The organism is Ramlibacter sp. MAHUQ-53 (assembly GCF_052600055.1).
This window is the reverse complement of record NZ_JBQWTS010000001.1, coordinates 182,377-197,273: the sequence shown is the minus strand read 5'-3', so window position 1 is coordinate 197,273 and position 14,897 is coordinate 182,377. Positions and strand designations below refer to the sequence as shown.

The 14,897-nt window shown below is 70.8% G+C and carries 13 protein-coding genes; 7 read left to right on the top strand and 6 right to left on the bottom strand.

From position 1 onward, the window contains the following. Positions 1–30: 30 nt before the first annotated feature. A complete protein-coding gene (locus ACT80S_RS00935) occupies positions 31–1,338 on the top strand; it encodes an MFS transporter (protein ID WP_377411537.1) in 1,308 nt (435 codons plus the stop codon). Here ACT80S_RS00935 and murI read toward each other — a convergent pair. The 3 genes from murI to ACT80S_RS00920 form a co-directional block, all read right to left on the bottom strand. Then, complete coding sequence (gene murI / locus ACT80S_RS00930; protein ID WP_377411535.1) at positions 1,335–2,111, bottom strand: glutamate racemase; 777 nt, start codon at positions 2,109–2,111, stop codon at positions 1,335–1,337. The two genes, ACT80S_RS00935 and murI, sit on opposite strands and share 4 nt — an antisense overlap. A 4-nt stretch (positions 2,112–2,115) precedes the next feature. Then, on the bottom strand, positions 2,116–3,669 hold the full coding sequence (locus ACT80S_RS00925) for a fumarate hydratase (protein WP_377411533.1): 1,554 nt from the start codon (positions 3,667–3,669) through the stop codon (positions 2,116–2,118). A gap of 86 nt (positions 3,670–3,755) precedes the next feature. Further along, entirely contained in the window at positions 3,756–4,154 is a 399-nt protein-coding gene (locus ACT80S_RS00920) for an H-NS histone family protein (RefSeq protein ID WP_377411531.1), read from the bottom strand. Between the two features lie 193 nt (positions 4,155–4,347). Between ACT80S_RS00920 and fumC the strand changes: the two genes are divergently transcribed. Next, entirely contained in the window at positions 4,348–5,727 is a 1,380-nt protein-coding gene (gene fumC, locus ACT80S_RS00915) for a class II fumarate hydratase (protein ID WP_377411529.1), read from the top strand. A 67-nt stretch (positions 5,728–5,794) separates the two neighbouring features. Beyond that, positions 5,795–8,014, top strand: coding sequence for a hypothetical protein (locus ACT80S_RS00910; protein ID WP_377411527.1), 2,220 nt, complete (start codon positions 5,795–5,797; stop codon positions 8,012–8,014). An 18-nt stretch (positions 8,015–8,032) separates the two neighbouring features. On the opposite strand, the gene ACT80S_RS00905 is transcribed toward ACT80S_RS00910, so the two are convergent. Further along, positions 8,033–8,629 (bottom strand): YqhA family protein, encoded by a 597-nt coding sequence (locus tag ACT80S_RS00905; protein ID WP_377411525.1) that lies wholly within the window; start codon positions 8,627–8,629, stop codon positions 8,033–8,035. A gap of 126 nt (positions 8,630–8,755) precedes the next feature. On the opposite strand from ACT80S_RS00905, the gene acs reads away from it, so the two are divergent. Continuing rightward, positions 8,756–10,741, top strand: a complete 1,986-nt coding sequence (acs, locus tag ACT80S_RS00900) for an acetate--CoA ligase (RefSeq protein ID WP_377411523.1) — start codon at positions 8,756–8,758, stop codon at positions 10,739–10,741. A gap of 94 nt (positions 10,742–10,835) precedes the next feature. Here acs and ACT80S_RS00895 read toward each other — a convergent pair whose 3' ends face one another. Then, complete coding sequence (locus ACT80S_RS00895) at positions 10,836–11,141, bottom strand: c-type cytochrome (protein WP_377411521.1); 306 nt, start codon at positions 11,139–11,141, stop codon at positions 10,836–10,838. Positions 11,142–11,273: 132 nt separating this feature from the next. Between ACT80S_RS00895 and ACT80S_RS00890 the strand changes: the two genes are divergently transcribed. Then, on the top strand, positions 11,274–11,525 hold the full coding sequence (locus tag ACT80S_RS00890; protein ID WP_377411519.1) for a TIGR04438 family Trp-rich protein: 252 nt from the start codon (positions 11,274–11,276) through the stop codon (positions 11,523–11,525). Between the two features lie 18 nt (positions 11,526–11,543). Here the strand turns inward: ACT80S_RS00890 and ilvD are convergent, their stop codons facing one another. Next, positions 11,544–13,235 carry a dihydroxy-acid dehydratase gene (ilvD, locus tag ACT80S_RS00885; RefSeq protein WP_377411517.1) on the bottom strand — a complete coding sequence of 564 codons (1,692 nt, stop codon included), beginning with the start codon at positions 13,233–13,235 and terminating at the stop codon, positions 11,544–11,546. Between the two features lie 104 nt (positions 13,236–13,339). On the opposite strand from ilvD, the gene lgt reads away from it, so the two are divergent. After that, complete coding sequence (gene lgt / locus ACT80S_RS00880) at positions 13,340–14,158, top strand: prolipoprotein diacylglyceryl transferase (RefSeq protein ID WP_377411515.1); 819 nt, start codon at positions 13,340–13,342, stop codon at positions 14,156–14,158. Further along, entirely contained in the window at positions 14,155–14,892 is a 738-nt protein-coding gene (locus ACT80S_RS00875; RefSeq protein ID WP_377411513.1) for an enoyl-CoA hydratase/isomerase family protein, read from the top strand. Before lgt ends, ACT80S_RS00875 begins: the two co-directional genes overlap by 4 nt. Positions 14,893–14,897 lie beyond the last annotated feature (5 nt).

Here is a 14,897-nt window from a genome sequence, read left to right as displayed (position 1 = left end):
ACCCCGGTGGCGCTGGGCTATCCTCGCGCGATGCCTCCCGATTCCGTGAATTCCGCCCTGCGCCCGGGCGTGCGCCGGCGCGAAGTCTTCGGCTGGGCCATGTACGACTTCGCCAACTCGGGCTACACGACCGTGGTCATCACCGCGGTGTTCGCGGCCTATTTCGTCGGCGGCATCGCCGGCAAGGCGCCCTGGGCCACCTTCGCCTGGACGGCGGCGCTCAGCGCCTCCTACGCGATCGTGATGCTCACCATGCCGACCCTCGGCGCCTGGGCCGACCTGCGCGCGGCCAAGAAGCGGCTGCTGATGCTGGTGACGGCCGGCTGCGTGGTGTCCACCGCGGCGCTGGCCCTGGCCGGGCCCGGGCAGGTGGCGCTGGCCATCGTGCTGGTGGTCATCTCGAACACCTTCTACGCCTGGGGCGAGTCGCTGACCGCGGCCTTCCTGCCGGAGCTCGCACGGCCCGAGGCGATGGGGCGCGTGAGCGGCTGGGGCTGGGGACTGGGCTACCTGGGCGGCATGCTCACGCTGGGGCTGTGCCTGGCCTATGTGCTGCACGCGCAGGCCCGGGGGCTGCCGGCCTCGCACTTCGTGCCGGTGACGATGGGCGTGACGGCGTTCATGTACGGTGCGGCGGCGCTGGTCACCTTCGCACTGCTGCGCGAGCATGCGCAGCCCGACCCGCAGGCGCCGCAGCGCGCGGGCCTGCGGGCATCGCTGGCGCAGCTGCGGCGCACCTTCGCGCAGGCCCGGCGCTTTCGTGACTTCATGTGGCTGATGGCCTGCGCGGTCTGCTACCAGGGCGGGGTGGCGGTGGCGATCGCGCTGGCGGCGATCTACGCCGAGCAGGTGATCGGCTTCGCGCCGCAGGAGACCATGGTGCTGATCTTCGCGCTCAACGCCGCGGCGGCCGCCGGCGCCTTCGCCTGGGGCTACCTGCAGGACCGCATCGGCCACAAGCCGGCGCTGGCCCTCACGCTGGTGGGCTGGATCCTCACCTGCGTGCTGGCCGCCTCGGCCCAGGGCAAGGATGAGTTCTGGTGGGCCGCGGGCCTGGCGGGCCTGTGCATGGGCTCCAGCCAGTCGGCGGGCCGGGCGATGGCGGGGCTGTTCGCGCCGCCGGCCCAGCTGGCCGAGTTCTTCGGGCTGTGGAGCGTGGCCATCCGCCTGGCCTCGATCGTGGGACCGCTGATGTACGGGGCGATCACCTGGGCCACCGGGGGCAACCAGCGCGTGGCCATCGTGGCCACCTCGGGGCTGTTCGTCGCGGGACTGGCGCTGCTGGCGAAGGTCGACGTGGCGCGCGGACGCGCGGCCGCGGTGGCGTCCGGCGCCTAGTCGCCGAGCCAGCGGCGTGCCGCCGCTTCCAGTGCGGGCGGCGGGCCCGAGCAGGCGAGGGTGAGCCGGCCCCGCTGCGGGCCGGGCGCGAGCAGGCCGGCCTGTTCGAGCAGGCGACGCGCCTGCCGGGCCACCGGCTCCCCGGTCTCGAGGATGGCCACGCCGGGACCGGCGAGGCGCTCGATCACGGGCAGGGCGAAGGGATAGTGGGTGCAGCCGAGCACCAGGGTGTCGATGCAGCCGGCGGCCGGGCCCAGGGGGCCGAGCGCGCCGATGTACTGCGCGCACAGGGACTCGATGCGCGGCGCGTCGTCGGCCTCGATGGCGGCGGCCAGGCCGTCGCAGGGCTGGAGCACGAACTCGGCCTGCGCGGCCAGCGATTCATGCAGCATGCGGAACTTGGCGCTGGCCAGCGTGCCGCGCGTGGCCAGCACGCCCACGCGCCCGGTGCGGGTGGCGCGGGCCGCGGGCTTGAGCGCAGGCTCGACGCCCACCACCGGCACCTGCGGCCAGCGCGCCCGCACCGCGGCGATGGCCGAGGCGGTGGCGGTGTTGCAGGCCACCACCAGCAGCTTCACGCCGCGCTGCTCGATCAGGTCCTGCGCCACGGCCAGCGTGCGTTCCTGCACGAACGCGTCGCCGCGCTCGCCGTAGGGCACCCAGGCCGTGTCCGCGAAGTAGACGACGTCCTCGTGCGGCAGCTCGCGCCGCAGCGCGCGCAGGACGCTGAGGCCGCCGATGCCGCTGTCGAAGACGCCGAGGGGGGCGCTCAAGGCGTCAGGCCGCGGCGACCGAGATGCCCTTGAACTCGCCGGAGGCGATGCGCTTTTGCCACTCGGCCGGGCCGGTGATGTGGGCGCTGGTGCCGCCGGCGTCGACCGCCACGGTCACGGGCATGTCGACCACGTCGAACTCGTAGATGGCTTCCATGCCCAGGTCCTCGAAGCCGACCACCTTGGCCTTCTTGATCGCCTTGGACACCAGGTAGGCGGCGCCGCCCACGGCCATCAGGTAGGCGCTCTTGTGCTTCTTGATCGCCTCGATGGCGACCGGGCCGCGCTCGGCCTTGCCGATCATGGCGATCAGGCCGGTCTGGGCCAGCATCATCTCGGTGAAGCCGTCCATGCGGGTGGCGGTGGTGGGGCCGGCGGGGCCGACCGCCTCGTCCTTGACCGGATCGACCGGGCCGACGTAGTAGATGACCCGGTTGGTGAAGTCCACCGGCAGCTTCTCGCCCTTGGCCAGCATGTCCTGGATGCGCTTGTGCGCGGCGTCACGGCCGGTGAGCATCTTGCCGTTCAGCAGCAGGGTGTCGCCCGGCTTCCAGCTGGCGACTTCGGCGGGGGTGAGGGCGTTCAGGTCGACGCGCTTGGACTTCTTCGTGTCGGGCGTCCAGTCGACGTTGGGCCACAGGTCCAGGCTCGGCGGCTCGACGTAGGCGGGGCCGGAGCCGTCGAGCACGAAGTGGGCGTGGCGGGTGGCCGCGCAGTTGGGGATCATGGCCACGGGCTTGGAGGCCGCGTGCGTGGGGTACATCTTGATCTTGACGTCCAGCACGGTGGTGAGGCCGCCCAGGCCCTGCGCGCCGATGCCCAGGGCGTTGACCTTCTCGTGCAGCTCCAGGCGCAGTTCCTCGACCTGGGACAGCTTCTCGCCCTTGGCGGCCTTGGCCTGCAGCTCGTACATGTCGATGTCGTCCATCAGGCTTTCCTTGGCCATGAGGACGGCCTTCTCGGCGGTGCCGCCGATGCCGATGCCCAGCATGCCCGGGGGGCACCAGCCGGCGCCCATGGTGGGCACGGTCTTGAGGACCCAGTCGACCACCGAGTCGCCCGGGTTCAGCATGACCATCTTGCTCTTGTTCTCGGAGCCGCCGCCCTTGGCGGCCACCGTCACTTCGACGGTGTTGCCGGGGACGATCTCGGTGAAGACCACCGCGGGCGTGTTGTCCTTGGTGTTCTTGCGGGCGAACTGCGGGTCGGCCACGACCGAGGCGCGCAGGGTGTTGTCGGGGTGGTTGTAGCCGCGACGCACGCCTTCGTTGATGGCGTCGTCGAGGCTGCCGGAGAAGCCCTCCCAGCGCACGTCCATGCCGACCTTGAGGAAGACGTTGACGATGCCGGTGTCCTGGCAGATGGGGCGGTGGCCCAGCGCGGACATCTTGCTGTTCGTGAGGATCTGGGCGATCGCGTCCTTGGCGGCGGGGCTCTGTTCACGCTCGTAGGCGCGGGCCAGGTGGGCGATGTAGTCGGCCGGGTGGTAGTAGCTGATGTACTGGAGTGCCGCGGCGATGGATTCGATCAGGTCGGCCTGCTGGATGCTCGTGGTCATGGCGTGGGGAGGGGGGAGGGTTTGACTCGGCGCCGATTATCTCAGCGCCGGCTTCCCCCCTCCTGACCGGCTTCCCGGCGCGGCCTTCAGGCCTTGTCGATCAGGAAGTCTTCCTTGGTCTTGCCGGCCGCCAGCAGGGGGCGCATCCAGTTCGGCGGCTGGCCGCGGCCGCTCCACAGCTCACCGTTGGGGCCGCGGTACTTGGGCGCGGCGGTCTTGCCCTTGTCGGCGCGGATGCCGCGCGTGCGCTTGCCCGGGGCGCCGGCCTGGGCCGGCTGGCGCGAGCGGACCTCGGCCAGCACGTCCTGGATGCTGTAGCCGACGGCGCCGGCTTCGGCGAGCCAGTTCGTGACCATGGTCTTGAGCTCGCTGCGCTTGCGATGCTCGAACTTCTCGCTGGCGGCGTCGGCGAGCTTCTTGAGGGTGGCGAGGTCGATCCGGTCGAGGTCGATGTCGCCGAGGTTCAAGCCATTTCCATTTGCCATGCTCCGCTCCTTCAAGGGTTATTTGCTGATCAATTCAAAAAGGGTTTTGGGGTTTTCTTCAAATACCCGCCGCGCCGCACTATAAAAGGTTTTGAGAAAAATCCGGCGCCGGGTTTTCTCCTGTTTCAACCGGTCGCCGGATCACGGGCCGGGAATGCCCAGAATGAATCCTTTTCTCCTCCGGAGGGATGCCATGGCCACGCGACGCGAACAGGACAGTTTCGGCCCCATCGAGGTACCTGCCGACCGGCTCTGGGGCGCGCAGACGCAGCGCTCCCTGGCTTTCTTCGACATCTCCGGCGAGCGCCAGCCGCGCGAGATCATCCTGGCGCTGGCGCGGATCAAGCGGGCCGCCGCGGTGGTGCACCGCAACCTCGGCCTGATGCCGGCGGACCGGGCCGAGGCCATCGCCGCCGCCGCCGGCGAGGTGCTGGCGGGCCGGCATGACGCGGAGTTTCCCCTCGTGGTCTGGCAGACCGGCTCGGGCACGCAGACGAACATGAACCTCAACGAGGTGCTCGCCAACCGTGCCAGCGAGCTGCTGGGGGGGCCGCGCGGGGCCGGTCGCCGGGTGCACCCGAACGACGACGTGAACATGAGCCAGTCGTCCAACGACGTCTACCCCGCGGCCATGCACCTGGCGGCGGTGGAGGGCATCGAGCGGCGCCTGCGCCCCGCGCTGGCCGGCCTGCGCGCCACCCTGGAGGGCAAGTCCCGTGACTTCGCCGGCATCGTCAAGATCGGCCGCACCCACCTGCAGGACGCCACGCCCCTGACCCTGGGCCAGGAGTTCGGCGGCTACGCCGCCCAGCTCGCCCAGGCCGACCGGCACCTGCAGGCGAGCCTGCCGCACCTGTGCGAGCTGGCCCTCGGCGGCACCGCGGTCGGCACCGGGCTGAACGCGCCTGCGGGCTACGCGCAGGCGGTGGCCGACGAACTCGCCCGGGACACCGGCCTGCCCCTGGTCACCGCGACCAGCAAGTTCGAGGTGATGGCCGCGGCCGATGCGCTGGTGCATGCCCACGGCGCGTTCAAGGGCCTGGCCGCCAGCCTCACCAAGATCGCCAATGACGTGCGCTGGCTGGCCAGCGGCCCGCGCTGCGGCCTCGGCGAGATCCGCATCCCGGAGAACGAGCCGGGCTCCTCCATCATGCCGGGCAAGGTCAACCCCACGCAGTGCGAGGCCCTGGCCATGGCCTGCTGCCAGGTGTTCGGCAACGACGTGGCCGTCAACCTGGGGGGCGCCTCCGGCCACTTCGAGCTGAACGTGTACCGGCCGCTGATCGCCCACGGCGTCCTGCAAAGCATCCGCCTGCTGGCGGACGGTATGCGCAGCTTCGACCGGCACTGCGCCCAGGGCATCGAGCCCGACACGGCGCGCATCGCCGACCTGGTGGGACGCTCGCTGATGCTGGTGACGGCGCTGGCGCCCCATGTCGGCTATGACCGCGCCGCCGAGATCGCCCGCAAGGCGCACCGCGAGGGCAGCAGCCTGCGCGAGGCCGCCCTGGCGCTGGGGACCGTGACCGGCGAGGAGTTCGACGCGTGGGTCGACCCGGCCTCGATGACCTGAGCCGCGGCAACCGCCGATGCCGTCATGGGCATTTTGATTCTTAGTACGGCTGTGCTACTTTGTGCGGGTGGACCACTCTTCCGTACGCATTGGTGGCCTGGCGTCCGACCCGGCCGGGTGGTGGCGTCGTGCATTCGCCTGGCTGCGACCGTTCCTGCCGGTCGTGCCCCTGCGCGAGGCCTTGCTGCTGACGGCGTTGACGGCCGGCGTCTTCGCGGTGGCCTTCCTCGGTTTCACGCGCATGTTCTCCGAGCCGCGCATCGACGCGGCCGGCAGGCACCTGTCGGCCGAGTTCGGCGCGCTGGCGGAAGCCTACGACCGGCTGCCCGAGGTCCAGCGCGAGGCCTTCCTCGACGCCGTCGTGGCCGGGGGACGGGGGCGGATCGCGCGTGACGACCCGCTCCCCTGGGGGCTGGTCGAGCCCGCGGACGAGGCGACGGCCGTGGTCCTCCATCGCATGCGCAACCTGCTGCCGGTCGGCCGGGTGGGGTTGACGAAGGGGCCGGGCGGGCAGCAGATCTGGCTGGCCCTGCCGGCGCGAGGGGGCGGCTGGACCTGGCTGCGCGTGAGCGTGCCGTCCAGGCCGGCTGACTGGAGGGCCGCCGTGCTGGTGTCGCTGGCCCTGCTGGTCGCGGTGGGCGCGCTGGGGTCGGCCTTCCTCGCGTGGCGGCTGCGGCACCGGGTCGGCTGGATGCGCCGTGAACTCGAGCACCTCGAGACCGCGGGGGCGGGCCTTGCGTCTGCGAAGGGGCCGCGCACCGCGGCCCTTGCGGCCGACGACCCGCAACCCCACCTCTCGGCGCTGGCGGCGCGGCTGGCGCAGGCGAGCCGCGAGCGGGCCAGCCTGGCCGTGGCCGTGGCCAGCGACCTGCGCCACGGTCTCGTGCGGCTGGCCGGCTCCGAGCCGTCGCTGGCCTCGCCGCAGGCAGCGCAGGGCGTGGCGCGCCTGGAGGATGCGCTGGCCCGGCTCGATGCCGTCGCCGCGGCTGCAACGCCGGAGAAGCGTTCCGGTGCAGGCGCTCCCGCGCTGCGCGCCTCCCGCGCGTCCCCGCCCTGGCGCAGCCTGGTGGGTGACGTGGTGATGGTCACGGCGCTGTTCGTCCTGGCGATCGCCCTGGGGGGACTGGTGGTCACCCGTGTCGTGGCCTCGCCCCGCGCGCAATCCGCGGCAGAGACCATGGATGTCGTCGTCACCGGCATCCAGGCGAGCTACCGTGCCTTGCCGGCAGAGCACAGGGCGGCGTACCTCAAGGCCTTGTCGCTGTATGGCGGCGGGGCCGTGCAGGTGGACGACCCGGCGCGCTGGACGATCGCGCCGCCGCGGCTCTGGCTTGCCCAGAAGGCGGTGGAGTCGCTGCGGCAGCGACGGCCGGACCTGCCGATCCTCATCACGCCGTTCCCGGACTCCTTCCTCTGGGTCCAGCTCGAGGATGGCGACGGCCGCAGGCAGTGGATCCGCTTCAGCAGCCCCGTCTTCGTGCCGATGCAGGGGGTGGCCCTCGGCGCGCTCGGACTGCTCCTGGTTGCGGCGGCGGCCTTGGTGGTCGCGCGGGCGCGCCAGCGCCTGGCATGGTTCAGCCGGACCATCGACGCCGCGGACCCGCTCGTCGCACCGGCCCCGGCCGACGACGAGGAAACAGGGGCGGTCGACCCGGCGATGCAGGCGATGCGCCGGAGCATCCAGCGCGCCGCAGGCGCCCTGGCCCGAGGGCGTGACAAGGAGGAGCTCGGCCTGGCCCTCCTGGGCGAGGCGCTGGCCGAGGCGCTGGCGGCCTTGCGGGAGGCGATCCCGCGCGCGGCCGAGGCGGCTGGCACCGCCGAGTGCCTGGAGGCGATGGCCCGGCGGGTGGCGCAGCTGGACCTGTTCGCGGCGCGCCGGCAGGACGCGGGGGAGCTCGCCACCGACATCAATGGCGAGCTCGGCGCGCTGCGACCGCTGCTGTCGGGCGGGGATGGGCCGCCGCTGCTGTGGACGTTCGGCGGTCTGCCCCTGGCCGACATTCCCGCGGCGGAGGCGCGCCGCCTGTTCCTCTACCTGCTGGACGAGGTGGTGCGGCATGGGGACGCGCCGATCGAGATCTCGACCTCGCTCGAGGCCAGCCGGATCGTGGTGCGCATCGCCGGCCACGCCCACGGCCCCGCCGAGCCGGCCGGCGAGCAGGACGCCGCCGGCCAGGCCCTGGCCGCACGCATCGCCGAGGCCAACGGCGGCCTGGTGCGGCTGACCACCGGACCCGATGGCGGGCGCGTGGCCCAGGCCTGGCTGCGGCCTGCGCGGGTGGGCTAGGGTCTGTCCAGCGCGGGGTCAGTGGTCCGCGCCCGCGGACGGGGCCGGGTGCGACATGAGGCGGTCGGTCAGCGCGATCGCCAGGGCCGACAGCAGGAAGGTGATGTGGATCGCGGTCTGCGCGATCAGTACCTTGTCCGAGTAGTTGTCGGCGTTGATGAAGGTCTTGAGCAGGTGGATCGAGCTGATGCCGATGATCGCGGTGGCCAGCTTGACCTTCAGCACCGAGGCGTTCACGTGGCTGAGCCACTCGGGCTGGTCCGGGTGGCCCTCGAGGTCCATGCGCGAGACGAAGGTCTCGTAGCCGCCCACGATCACCATGATCAGCAGGTTGGAGATCATCACCACGTCGATCAGCGCCAGCACCACCAGCATGATCACGGTCTCGTTCAAGCCCGCCAGAGGCGCCGTCGACTTGTAGCCGATGCTGGTGACCAGCTTGTCGAGCGCGGCCTGGCTGCCGAACGCGGCCTCGAGCAGGTGGACCAGCTCGACCCAGAAGTGGAAGACGTAGACCGCCTGGGCGGCGATCAGGCCGAGGTAGAGCGGCAACTGCAGCCAGCGGCTGGCAAAAATCAGGTTCGGGAGGGGACGAAGGGGACGTTGGGGTTGCATGGCCGGGATTGTAGGTAGGCCGTATGGACAGGCCGTGACACCGGCGGGTGCGGCCGCCTGAGTCAGAGCCCTGTAAGTCCCCGGAATGACAGTTGCGCCCGGACTCAAACCACGACGGAGACATGCATGAGTGCTATCGAATCGGTGCTGGTGGAAAACCGCGTTTTCCCGCCCTCTGAGGCCACCGTCAAGGCCGCGCGCATCAGCGGCATGGCCGCCTACGAGGCGTTGTGCCAGGAGGCCGCCAGCGACTTCGAGGGCTTCTGGGCCCGCCTGGCCCGCGAGAACGTGCGCTGGAGCAAGCCCTTCACCCGGACCCTCGACGAATCCAACGCCCCCTTCTACAAGTGGTTCGACGACGGCGAGCTGAACGCCTCGGCCAACTGCCTGGACCGCCACATCGGCACCCCGGTCGAGAACAAGACCGCGATCATCTTCGAGGCCGACGATGGCGCCGTGACCCGGGTCACGTACAAGGAGCTGCTGGCCCGCGTGAGCCAGTTCGCCAACGCGCTGAAGGCCCAGGGCATCAAGAAGGGCGACCGCGTCGTCATCTACATGCCCATGACCATCGAGGGCGTGGTGGCGATGCAGGCCTGCGCGCGCATCGGCGCCACCCACAGCGTGGTGTTCGGCGGCTTCTCCTCCAAGGCGCTGCACGAGCGCATCGTCGACGCCGGCGCGGTGGCCGTGATCACCGCCAACTACCAGATGCGCGGCGGCAAGGAACTGCCCCTCAAGAGCATCGTCGACGAGGCGATCGGCCTGGGCGGCTGCGACACGCTCAAGACCGTCATCGTCTACAACCGCACCAAGACCCCGGTGAACATGGTCGCCGGCCGCGACAAGACCTTCGAGGAAGTGCTCGCCGGCCAGTCCACCGAGTGCGCCCCGGTGCCCGTGGGCGCCGAGCACCCGCTGTTCATCCTCTATACCTCCGGCTCCACCGGCAAGCCCAAGGGCGTGCAGCACGCCACCGGCGGCTACCTGCTGTGGGCCAAGCTCACCATGGACTGGACGTTCGACCTCCAGCCGAACGACATCTTCTGGTGCACCGCCGACATCGGCTGGATCACCGGCCACACCTACATCGCCTACGGCCCGCTGGCCGCCGGCGCCACGCAGGTGGTGTTCGAAGGCGTGCCCACCTTCCCGAACGCCGGCCGCTTCTGGCAGATGATCGAGGCCCACAAGGTCACGATCTTCTACACCGCGCCCACCGCGATCCGCTCCCTGATCAAGGCCGCCGACTCCGACGAGAAGGTGCACCCGAAGAACTGGAACCTGTCCACGCTGCGCCTGCTCGGCTCGGTGGGCGAGCCGATCAACCCGGAAGCCTGGATGTGGTACCACAAGAACATCGGCGGCGAGCGCTGCCCGATCGTGGACACCTTCTGGCAGACCGAGACCGGCGGCCACATGATCACCCCGCTGCCGGGCGCCACGCCGCTGGTGCCGGGCTCGTGCACGCTGCCCCTGCCGGGCATCGCGGCGGCCATCGTCGACGAGCAGGGCGGTGACATGCCCAACGGCGCGGGCGGCATCCTGGTGGTCAAGCGCCCGTGGCCGTCGATGATCCGCACGATCTGGAACGACCCCGAGCGCTTCAAGAAGTCCTACTTCCCCGAGGAGCTCAAGGGCTACTACCTGGCCGGCGACGGCGCGGTGCGCAGCGCCGACCGCGGCTACTTCCGCATCACCGGCCGCATCGACGACGTGCTGAACGTCTCTGGCCACCGCATGGGCACGATGGAGATCGAGTCCGCGCTGGTCGCCAAGACCGACCTGGTGGCCGAGGCCGCCGTGGTGGGCCGCCCGGACGACCTGACCGGCGAGGCCATCTGCGCCTTCGTGGTGCTCAAGGGCGGCGTGCCGACCAACAGCGACGACGCCAAGAAGCTCGCCAACGAGCTGCGCAACTGGGTGGCCAAGGAGATCGGCCCGATCGCCAAGCCCAAGGACATCCGCTTCGGCGAGAACCTGCCCAAGACCCGCTCCGGCAAGATCATGCGCCGCCTGCTGCGCTCCATCGCCAAGGGCGAGACCATCACCCAGGACACCTCCACGCTGGAGAACCCGCACATCCTGGAGCAGCTGGCGAAGTCGCTGTGACGGCGCAGGGGAGGGCCGGCCAGGGCCCTCTCCCTCCACTGCCGAAAAGACAAAACCCGCCGGAAGGCGGGTTTTTGCTTGGGGGCGGGCCGGATTACTTCTGGCTCATGACCCACGCCGCCAGCTTCTTGGCCTCGGCGTCGCTGACCTGGGTGTTCGCGGGCATGGGGACCGGACCCCAGACGCCGCTGCCGCCCTTGACGATCTTGACAGCCAGCTTGTCGACGGCGCCCTTGTCGCCGGCGTACTTCGCGGCGACTTCCTTGTAGGAAGGACCGACCAGCTTCTTGTCGACGGCGTGGCAGGCCATGCAGTTCTTCGACTGGGCCAGGGCCTGGTCGGCGAAGGCCGGGGCGGACAGGACGGAGGTCGCGGCAAGGGCGAGCAAGATGCGCTTCATGGGGGGCTCCAGAGATGTGTCGGATGGTTGATACGCGTCAAACGGCATTCTACCGGCGACGGTTGACCACCCCAGGCGGAGTACGGTCAAATGTCATGCAAGCGTTGTACACGCGCCCTCCTGAAGACTGCTATGTACCTCCTCGGACTCGGCCTCGTCCTCGTGGCCCTCAAGCTGCTCGAACTCGGCCCCGTGGCCGACTGGTCCTGGTGGGCCGTGCTGATCCCGTTCCCGCTGGCCGCCCTGTGGTGGACCTGGGCCGACTGGTCCGGCTACACCAAGCGCGTGGCGATGGAGCGCGAAGACGCGCGCAAGCGCGACCGCATCGCCCGCGCGCAGGCGCCGACCGGCCTGCCGCCGCGGGAGCACCCCGGCCCGCGCTGAGCCGGGGGCTGTTCAGCCTCAGAAGTTGTCAAGCACCGCGCCCTTGCTGGCGCTGGCCGCGTTGAACGCGAACTTGGCCTGCACGCCACGCGTGTAGCGCGGCGCCGGGGCCGTCCAGGTGGCGCGGCGCTTGGCCAGTTCCTCGTCGCTCACGTGCAGCTGCAGCAGCAGCTGGTGGGCGTCGATGGTGATGGTGTCACCTTCGTTGACCAGCGCGATGGTGCCGCCGGCGGCGGCCTCGGGGGCCACGTGGCCCACCACCATGCCCCAGGTGCCGCCGGAGAAGCGGCCGTCGGTGATCAGGCCCACGCTCTCGCCCAGGCCCGCGCCGATCAGGGCGCCGGTGGGGGCCAGCATCTCGGGCATGCCCGGGCCGCCCTTGGGGCCCAGGTAACGCAGCACCATCACGTCGCCGGCCTTGATCTTGCCGTCCAGGATGGCCTTGAGCGCCGACTGCTCGTCGTCGAACACGCGGGCCGGGCCGGTGATGACCGGGTTCTTCAGGCCGGTGATCTTGGCGACCGCACCCTCGGGCGAGAGGTTGCCCTTGAGGATCGCGAGGTGGCCCTGCTTGTACATGGCGTTGTCGATGGTGTGGATCACGCCCTGGTCGGGCGGCGTGTCCGGCACGTCCTTGAGCACCTCGGCGACGGTCTGGCCGGTGATGGTGATGCAGTCGCCGTGCAGCAGGCCGGCGTTCAGCAGGATCTTCATGACCTGCGGGATGCCGCCGGCCTCATGCAGGTCGACCGCCAGGGCCTTGCCGCTGGGCTTGAGGTCGCACAGCACGGGGGTGCGCTGGCGGATGCGCTCGAAGTCGTCGATGGTCCACTCCACGCCGGCGGCGTGGGCGATGGCCAGGAAGTGCAGCACCGCGTTGGTCGAGCCGCCGGTGGCCATGATCACCGCGACCGCGTTCTCGATCGACTTGCGGGTAACAATGTCGCGCGGCTTGATGTCCTTGCGGATCGCCTCCAGCAGGACCCGGGCCGATTCGCGGGCCGAGGCCACCTTCTCCTCGTGGACGTTGGCCATGGTGGAGGAGTAGGGCAGGGAGATGCCCAGAGCCTCGAAGGCCGAGGACATGGTGTTGGCGGTGTACATGCCGCCGCACGAGCCGGTGCCGGGGATGGCGTGCTGCTCGATGTCCTTGAGCTCCTGGTCGGAGATCTTGCCGGCGGCGTTCTCGCCCACGGCCTCGAACACGGAGACGATGTTCAGGTCCTGGCCCTTCCACTTGCCCGGCAGGATGGTGCCGCCGTAGACGTAGATGGCGGGCACGTTGGCGCGCAGCATGCCCATGAGGCCGCCGGGCATGTTCTTGTCGCAGCCGCCGATGACGACCACGCCGTCCATCCACTGGCCCTGCACGCAGGTCTCGACGCAGTCGGCGATGACCTCGCGCGAGACCAGGGAGTACTTCATGCCCTCGGTGCCCATGGCCATGCCGTCGGAGATGGTGGGCGTGCCGAAGACCTGCGGGTTGCCGCCGGCCTCGACGATGCCCTGGACGGCCGCGTCCGCCAGGCGCTGCAGGCCGCTGTTGCAGGGGGTGATGGTGCTGTGGCCGTTGGCCACGCCGACCATGGGCTTGCCGAAGTCGGTTTCCTTGTAGCCCATGCCGTAGTACATGGAGCGGTTCGGGGCGCGCGACTTGCCCTCGGTGATGTTGCTGCTTCGCAGGTGCATCTGGATCGGCTTGGTGTCCATGGTGTCTCTGGGGAGTCTGGGAGTAGTTGGAGTCTCGTTGAGGCGGCTGCCGCGGCGCGCGGCAGCCCGCCATTGTCGCACCGGGGCCGGGCACAATCGCGCGCATGCTGACCTTCCCCTCCATCGACCCCGTCGCCCTCCAGGTGGGGCCCCTGGCGATCCACTGGTACGGGCTGACCTACGTGGCGGCGTTTTCCCTGTTCCTGCTGCTGGCGCGCCGGCGCCTGCGCCACGAGCCCTTCGCCTCGGTCACCGGCCCGGGCGCCTGGAGCGCGCGGGACGTGGAGGACATGCTGTTCTGGGGGGTCGTCGGGGTCGTCGTCGGCGGCCGGCTCGGGTATGCGCTGTTCTACAAGCCTTCCTACTACGCCGCGAATCCGCTGGAGATCCTGGCGGTGTGGCGTGGCGGCATGAGTTTCCACGGCGGCATGCTGGGCGTGATCGCCTCGCAGTGGTGGTTCGCCCGCGCGCGCGGCAAGCCGTTCTGGCAGGTGATGGACCTGGTGGCGCCCTGCGTGCCGCTGGGCCTGGCCTCGGGCCGGGTGGGCAACTTCATCAACGGCGAGCTGTGGGGCCGCCCGGCCGACCCGTCGCTGCCCTGGGCGATGGTGTTCCCCCACAGCGGCTCGCTCGCGCCGCGCCATCCCTCGCAGGTCTACCAGTTCCTGCTCGAGGGCGTGCTGCTGTTCATCCTGCTGTGGCTGTACGCGCGCCGGCCGCGCCGCCCCGCCCAGGTCTCGGCGGCGTTCCTCGCGGGCTACGGCGTGATGCGCTTCATCGCCGAGTACTTCCGCGAGCCCGACGCGCACCTGGGCCTGCTGTCGCTGGGCCTGTCCATGGGACAGTGGCTGTGCGTGCCCATGGTGCTGGGCGGCGCGGCACTGTGGGCCTGGGCCGCGCGGCGCGGGGAGGCGCGCGCATGACCGGCGAGGTGCGCCTGGCGGGCGAGGGCGGTGTCGCGCGGGTGACGCTCTCGCACCCCGGCAAGCTCAATGCGATGTCGCGCGCCATGTGGGTCACGCTGCGCGAGGTGTTCCTGGCGCTGGCGCGCGAGCCGCAATGGCGCTGCGTGGTGATCGAGGGCGAGGGCGAGGCCTTCTGCGCCGGCGGCGACATCTCCGAGTACCCCGGCTTCCGCTTCGACGAGCCGCAGCTGCGCCGCTTCCACGAGGAGGAGGTGTGGGGCGGCCTGTCGGCCATCCTCGCCTGCGACGTGCCCGTGGTGGCCGCGATCCGCGGCGCCTGCATGGGCGCCGGCGTCGAGATCGCCAGCTGCTGCGACCTGCGCCTGGCCAGCGAGGAGGCGCGCTTCGGCGCGCCCATCGCCCGCCTGGGCTTTCCCATGGCCGAACGCGAGGCGCGCCTGGTCGCCCGCGCGGCCGGCGACCTCACCGCGCGCGAGATGCTGCTGGCCGCCGCGGTGCTCGATGCCCGCGAGATGAAGGCCCGCGGCTTCCTCAACGAGGTGCTGCCCGCGGGCGAGCTCGCCCCCCGCATCGATGCGCTCGCGCGCCGGATCGCCGGCCTCGCGCCGCAGGCCGCGCGCATGAACAAGCAGTTGCTGCGCGGCGAGCCGGGGACCTACGCCTATGCCGACAGCGCCGAGCACCGCGAGGGCATCACCGCCTTCCTCGAGAAACGAACGCCCGGCTTCTGACCGGA

Coding starts and splice junctions, on each gene's coding strand:
- ACT80S_RS00935 (WP_377411537.1), top strand. CDS start 31: ATGCCTCCCGATTCCGTGAATTCCGCCCTGCGCCCGGGCGTGCGCCGG.
- ACT80S_RS00925 (WP_377411533.1), bottom strand. CDS start 3,669: ATGACCACGAGCATCCAGCAGGCCGACCTGATCGAATCCATCGCCGCG.
- ACT80S_RS00920 (WP_377411531.1), bottom strand. CDS start 4,154: ATGGCAAATGGAAATGGCTTGAACCTCGGCGACATCGACCTCGACCGG.
- fumC (WP_377411529.1), top strand. CDS start 4,348: ATGGCCACGCGACGCGAACAGGACAGTTTCGGCCCCATCGAGGTACCT.
- ACT80S_RS00905 (WP_377411525.1), bottom strand. CDS start 8,629: ATGCAACCCCAACGTCCCCTTCGTCCCCTCCCGAACCTGATTTTTGCC.
- acs (WP_377411523.1), top strand. CDS start 8,756: ATGAGTGCTATCGAATCGGTGCTGGTGGAAAACCGCGTTTTCCCGCCC.
- ACT80S_RS00895 (WP_377411521.1), bottom strand. CDS start 11,141: ATGAAGCGCATCTTGCTCGCCCTTGCCGCGACCTCCGTCCTGTCCGCC.
- ACT80S_RS00890 (WP_377411519.1), top strand. CDS start 11,274: ATGTACCTCCTCGGACTCGGCCTCGTCCTCGTGGCCCTCAAGCTGCTC.
- ilvD (WP_377411517.1), bottom strand. CDS start 13,235: ATGGACACCAAGCCGATCCAGATGCACCTGCGAAGCAGCAACATCACC.
- lgt (WP_377411515.1), top strand. CDS start 13,340: ATGCTGACCTTCCCCTCCATCGACCCCGTCGCCCTCCAGGTGGGGCCC.
- ACT80S_RS00875 (WP_377411513.1), top strand. CDS start 14,155: ATGACCGGCGAGGTGCGCCTGGCGGGCGAGGGCGGTGTCGCGCGGGTG.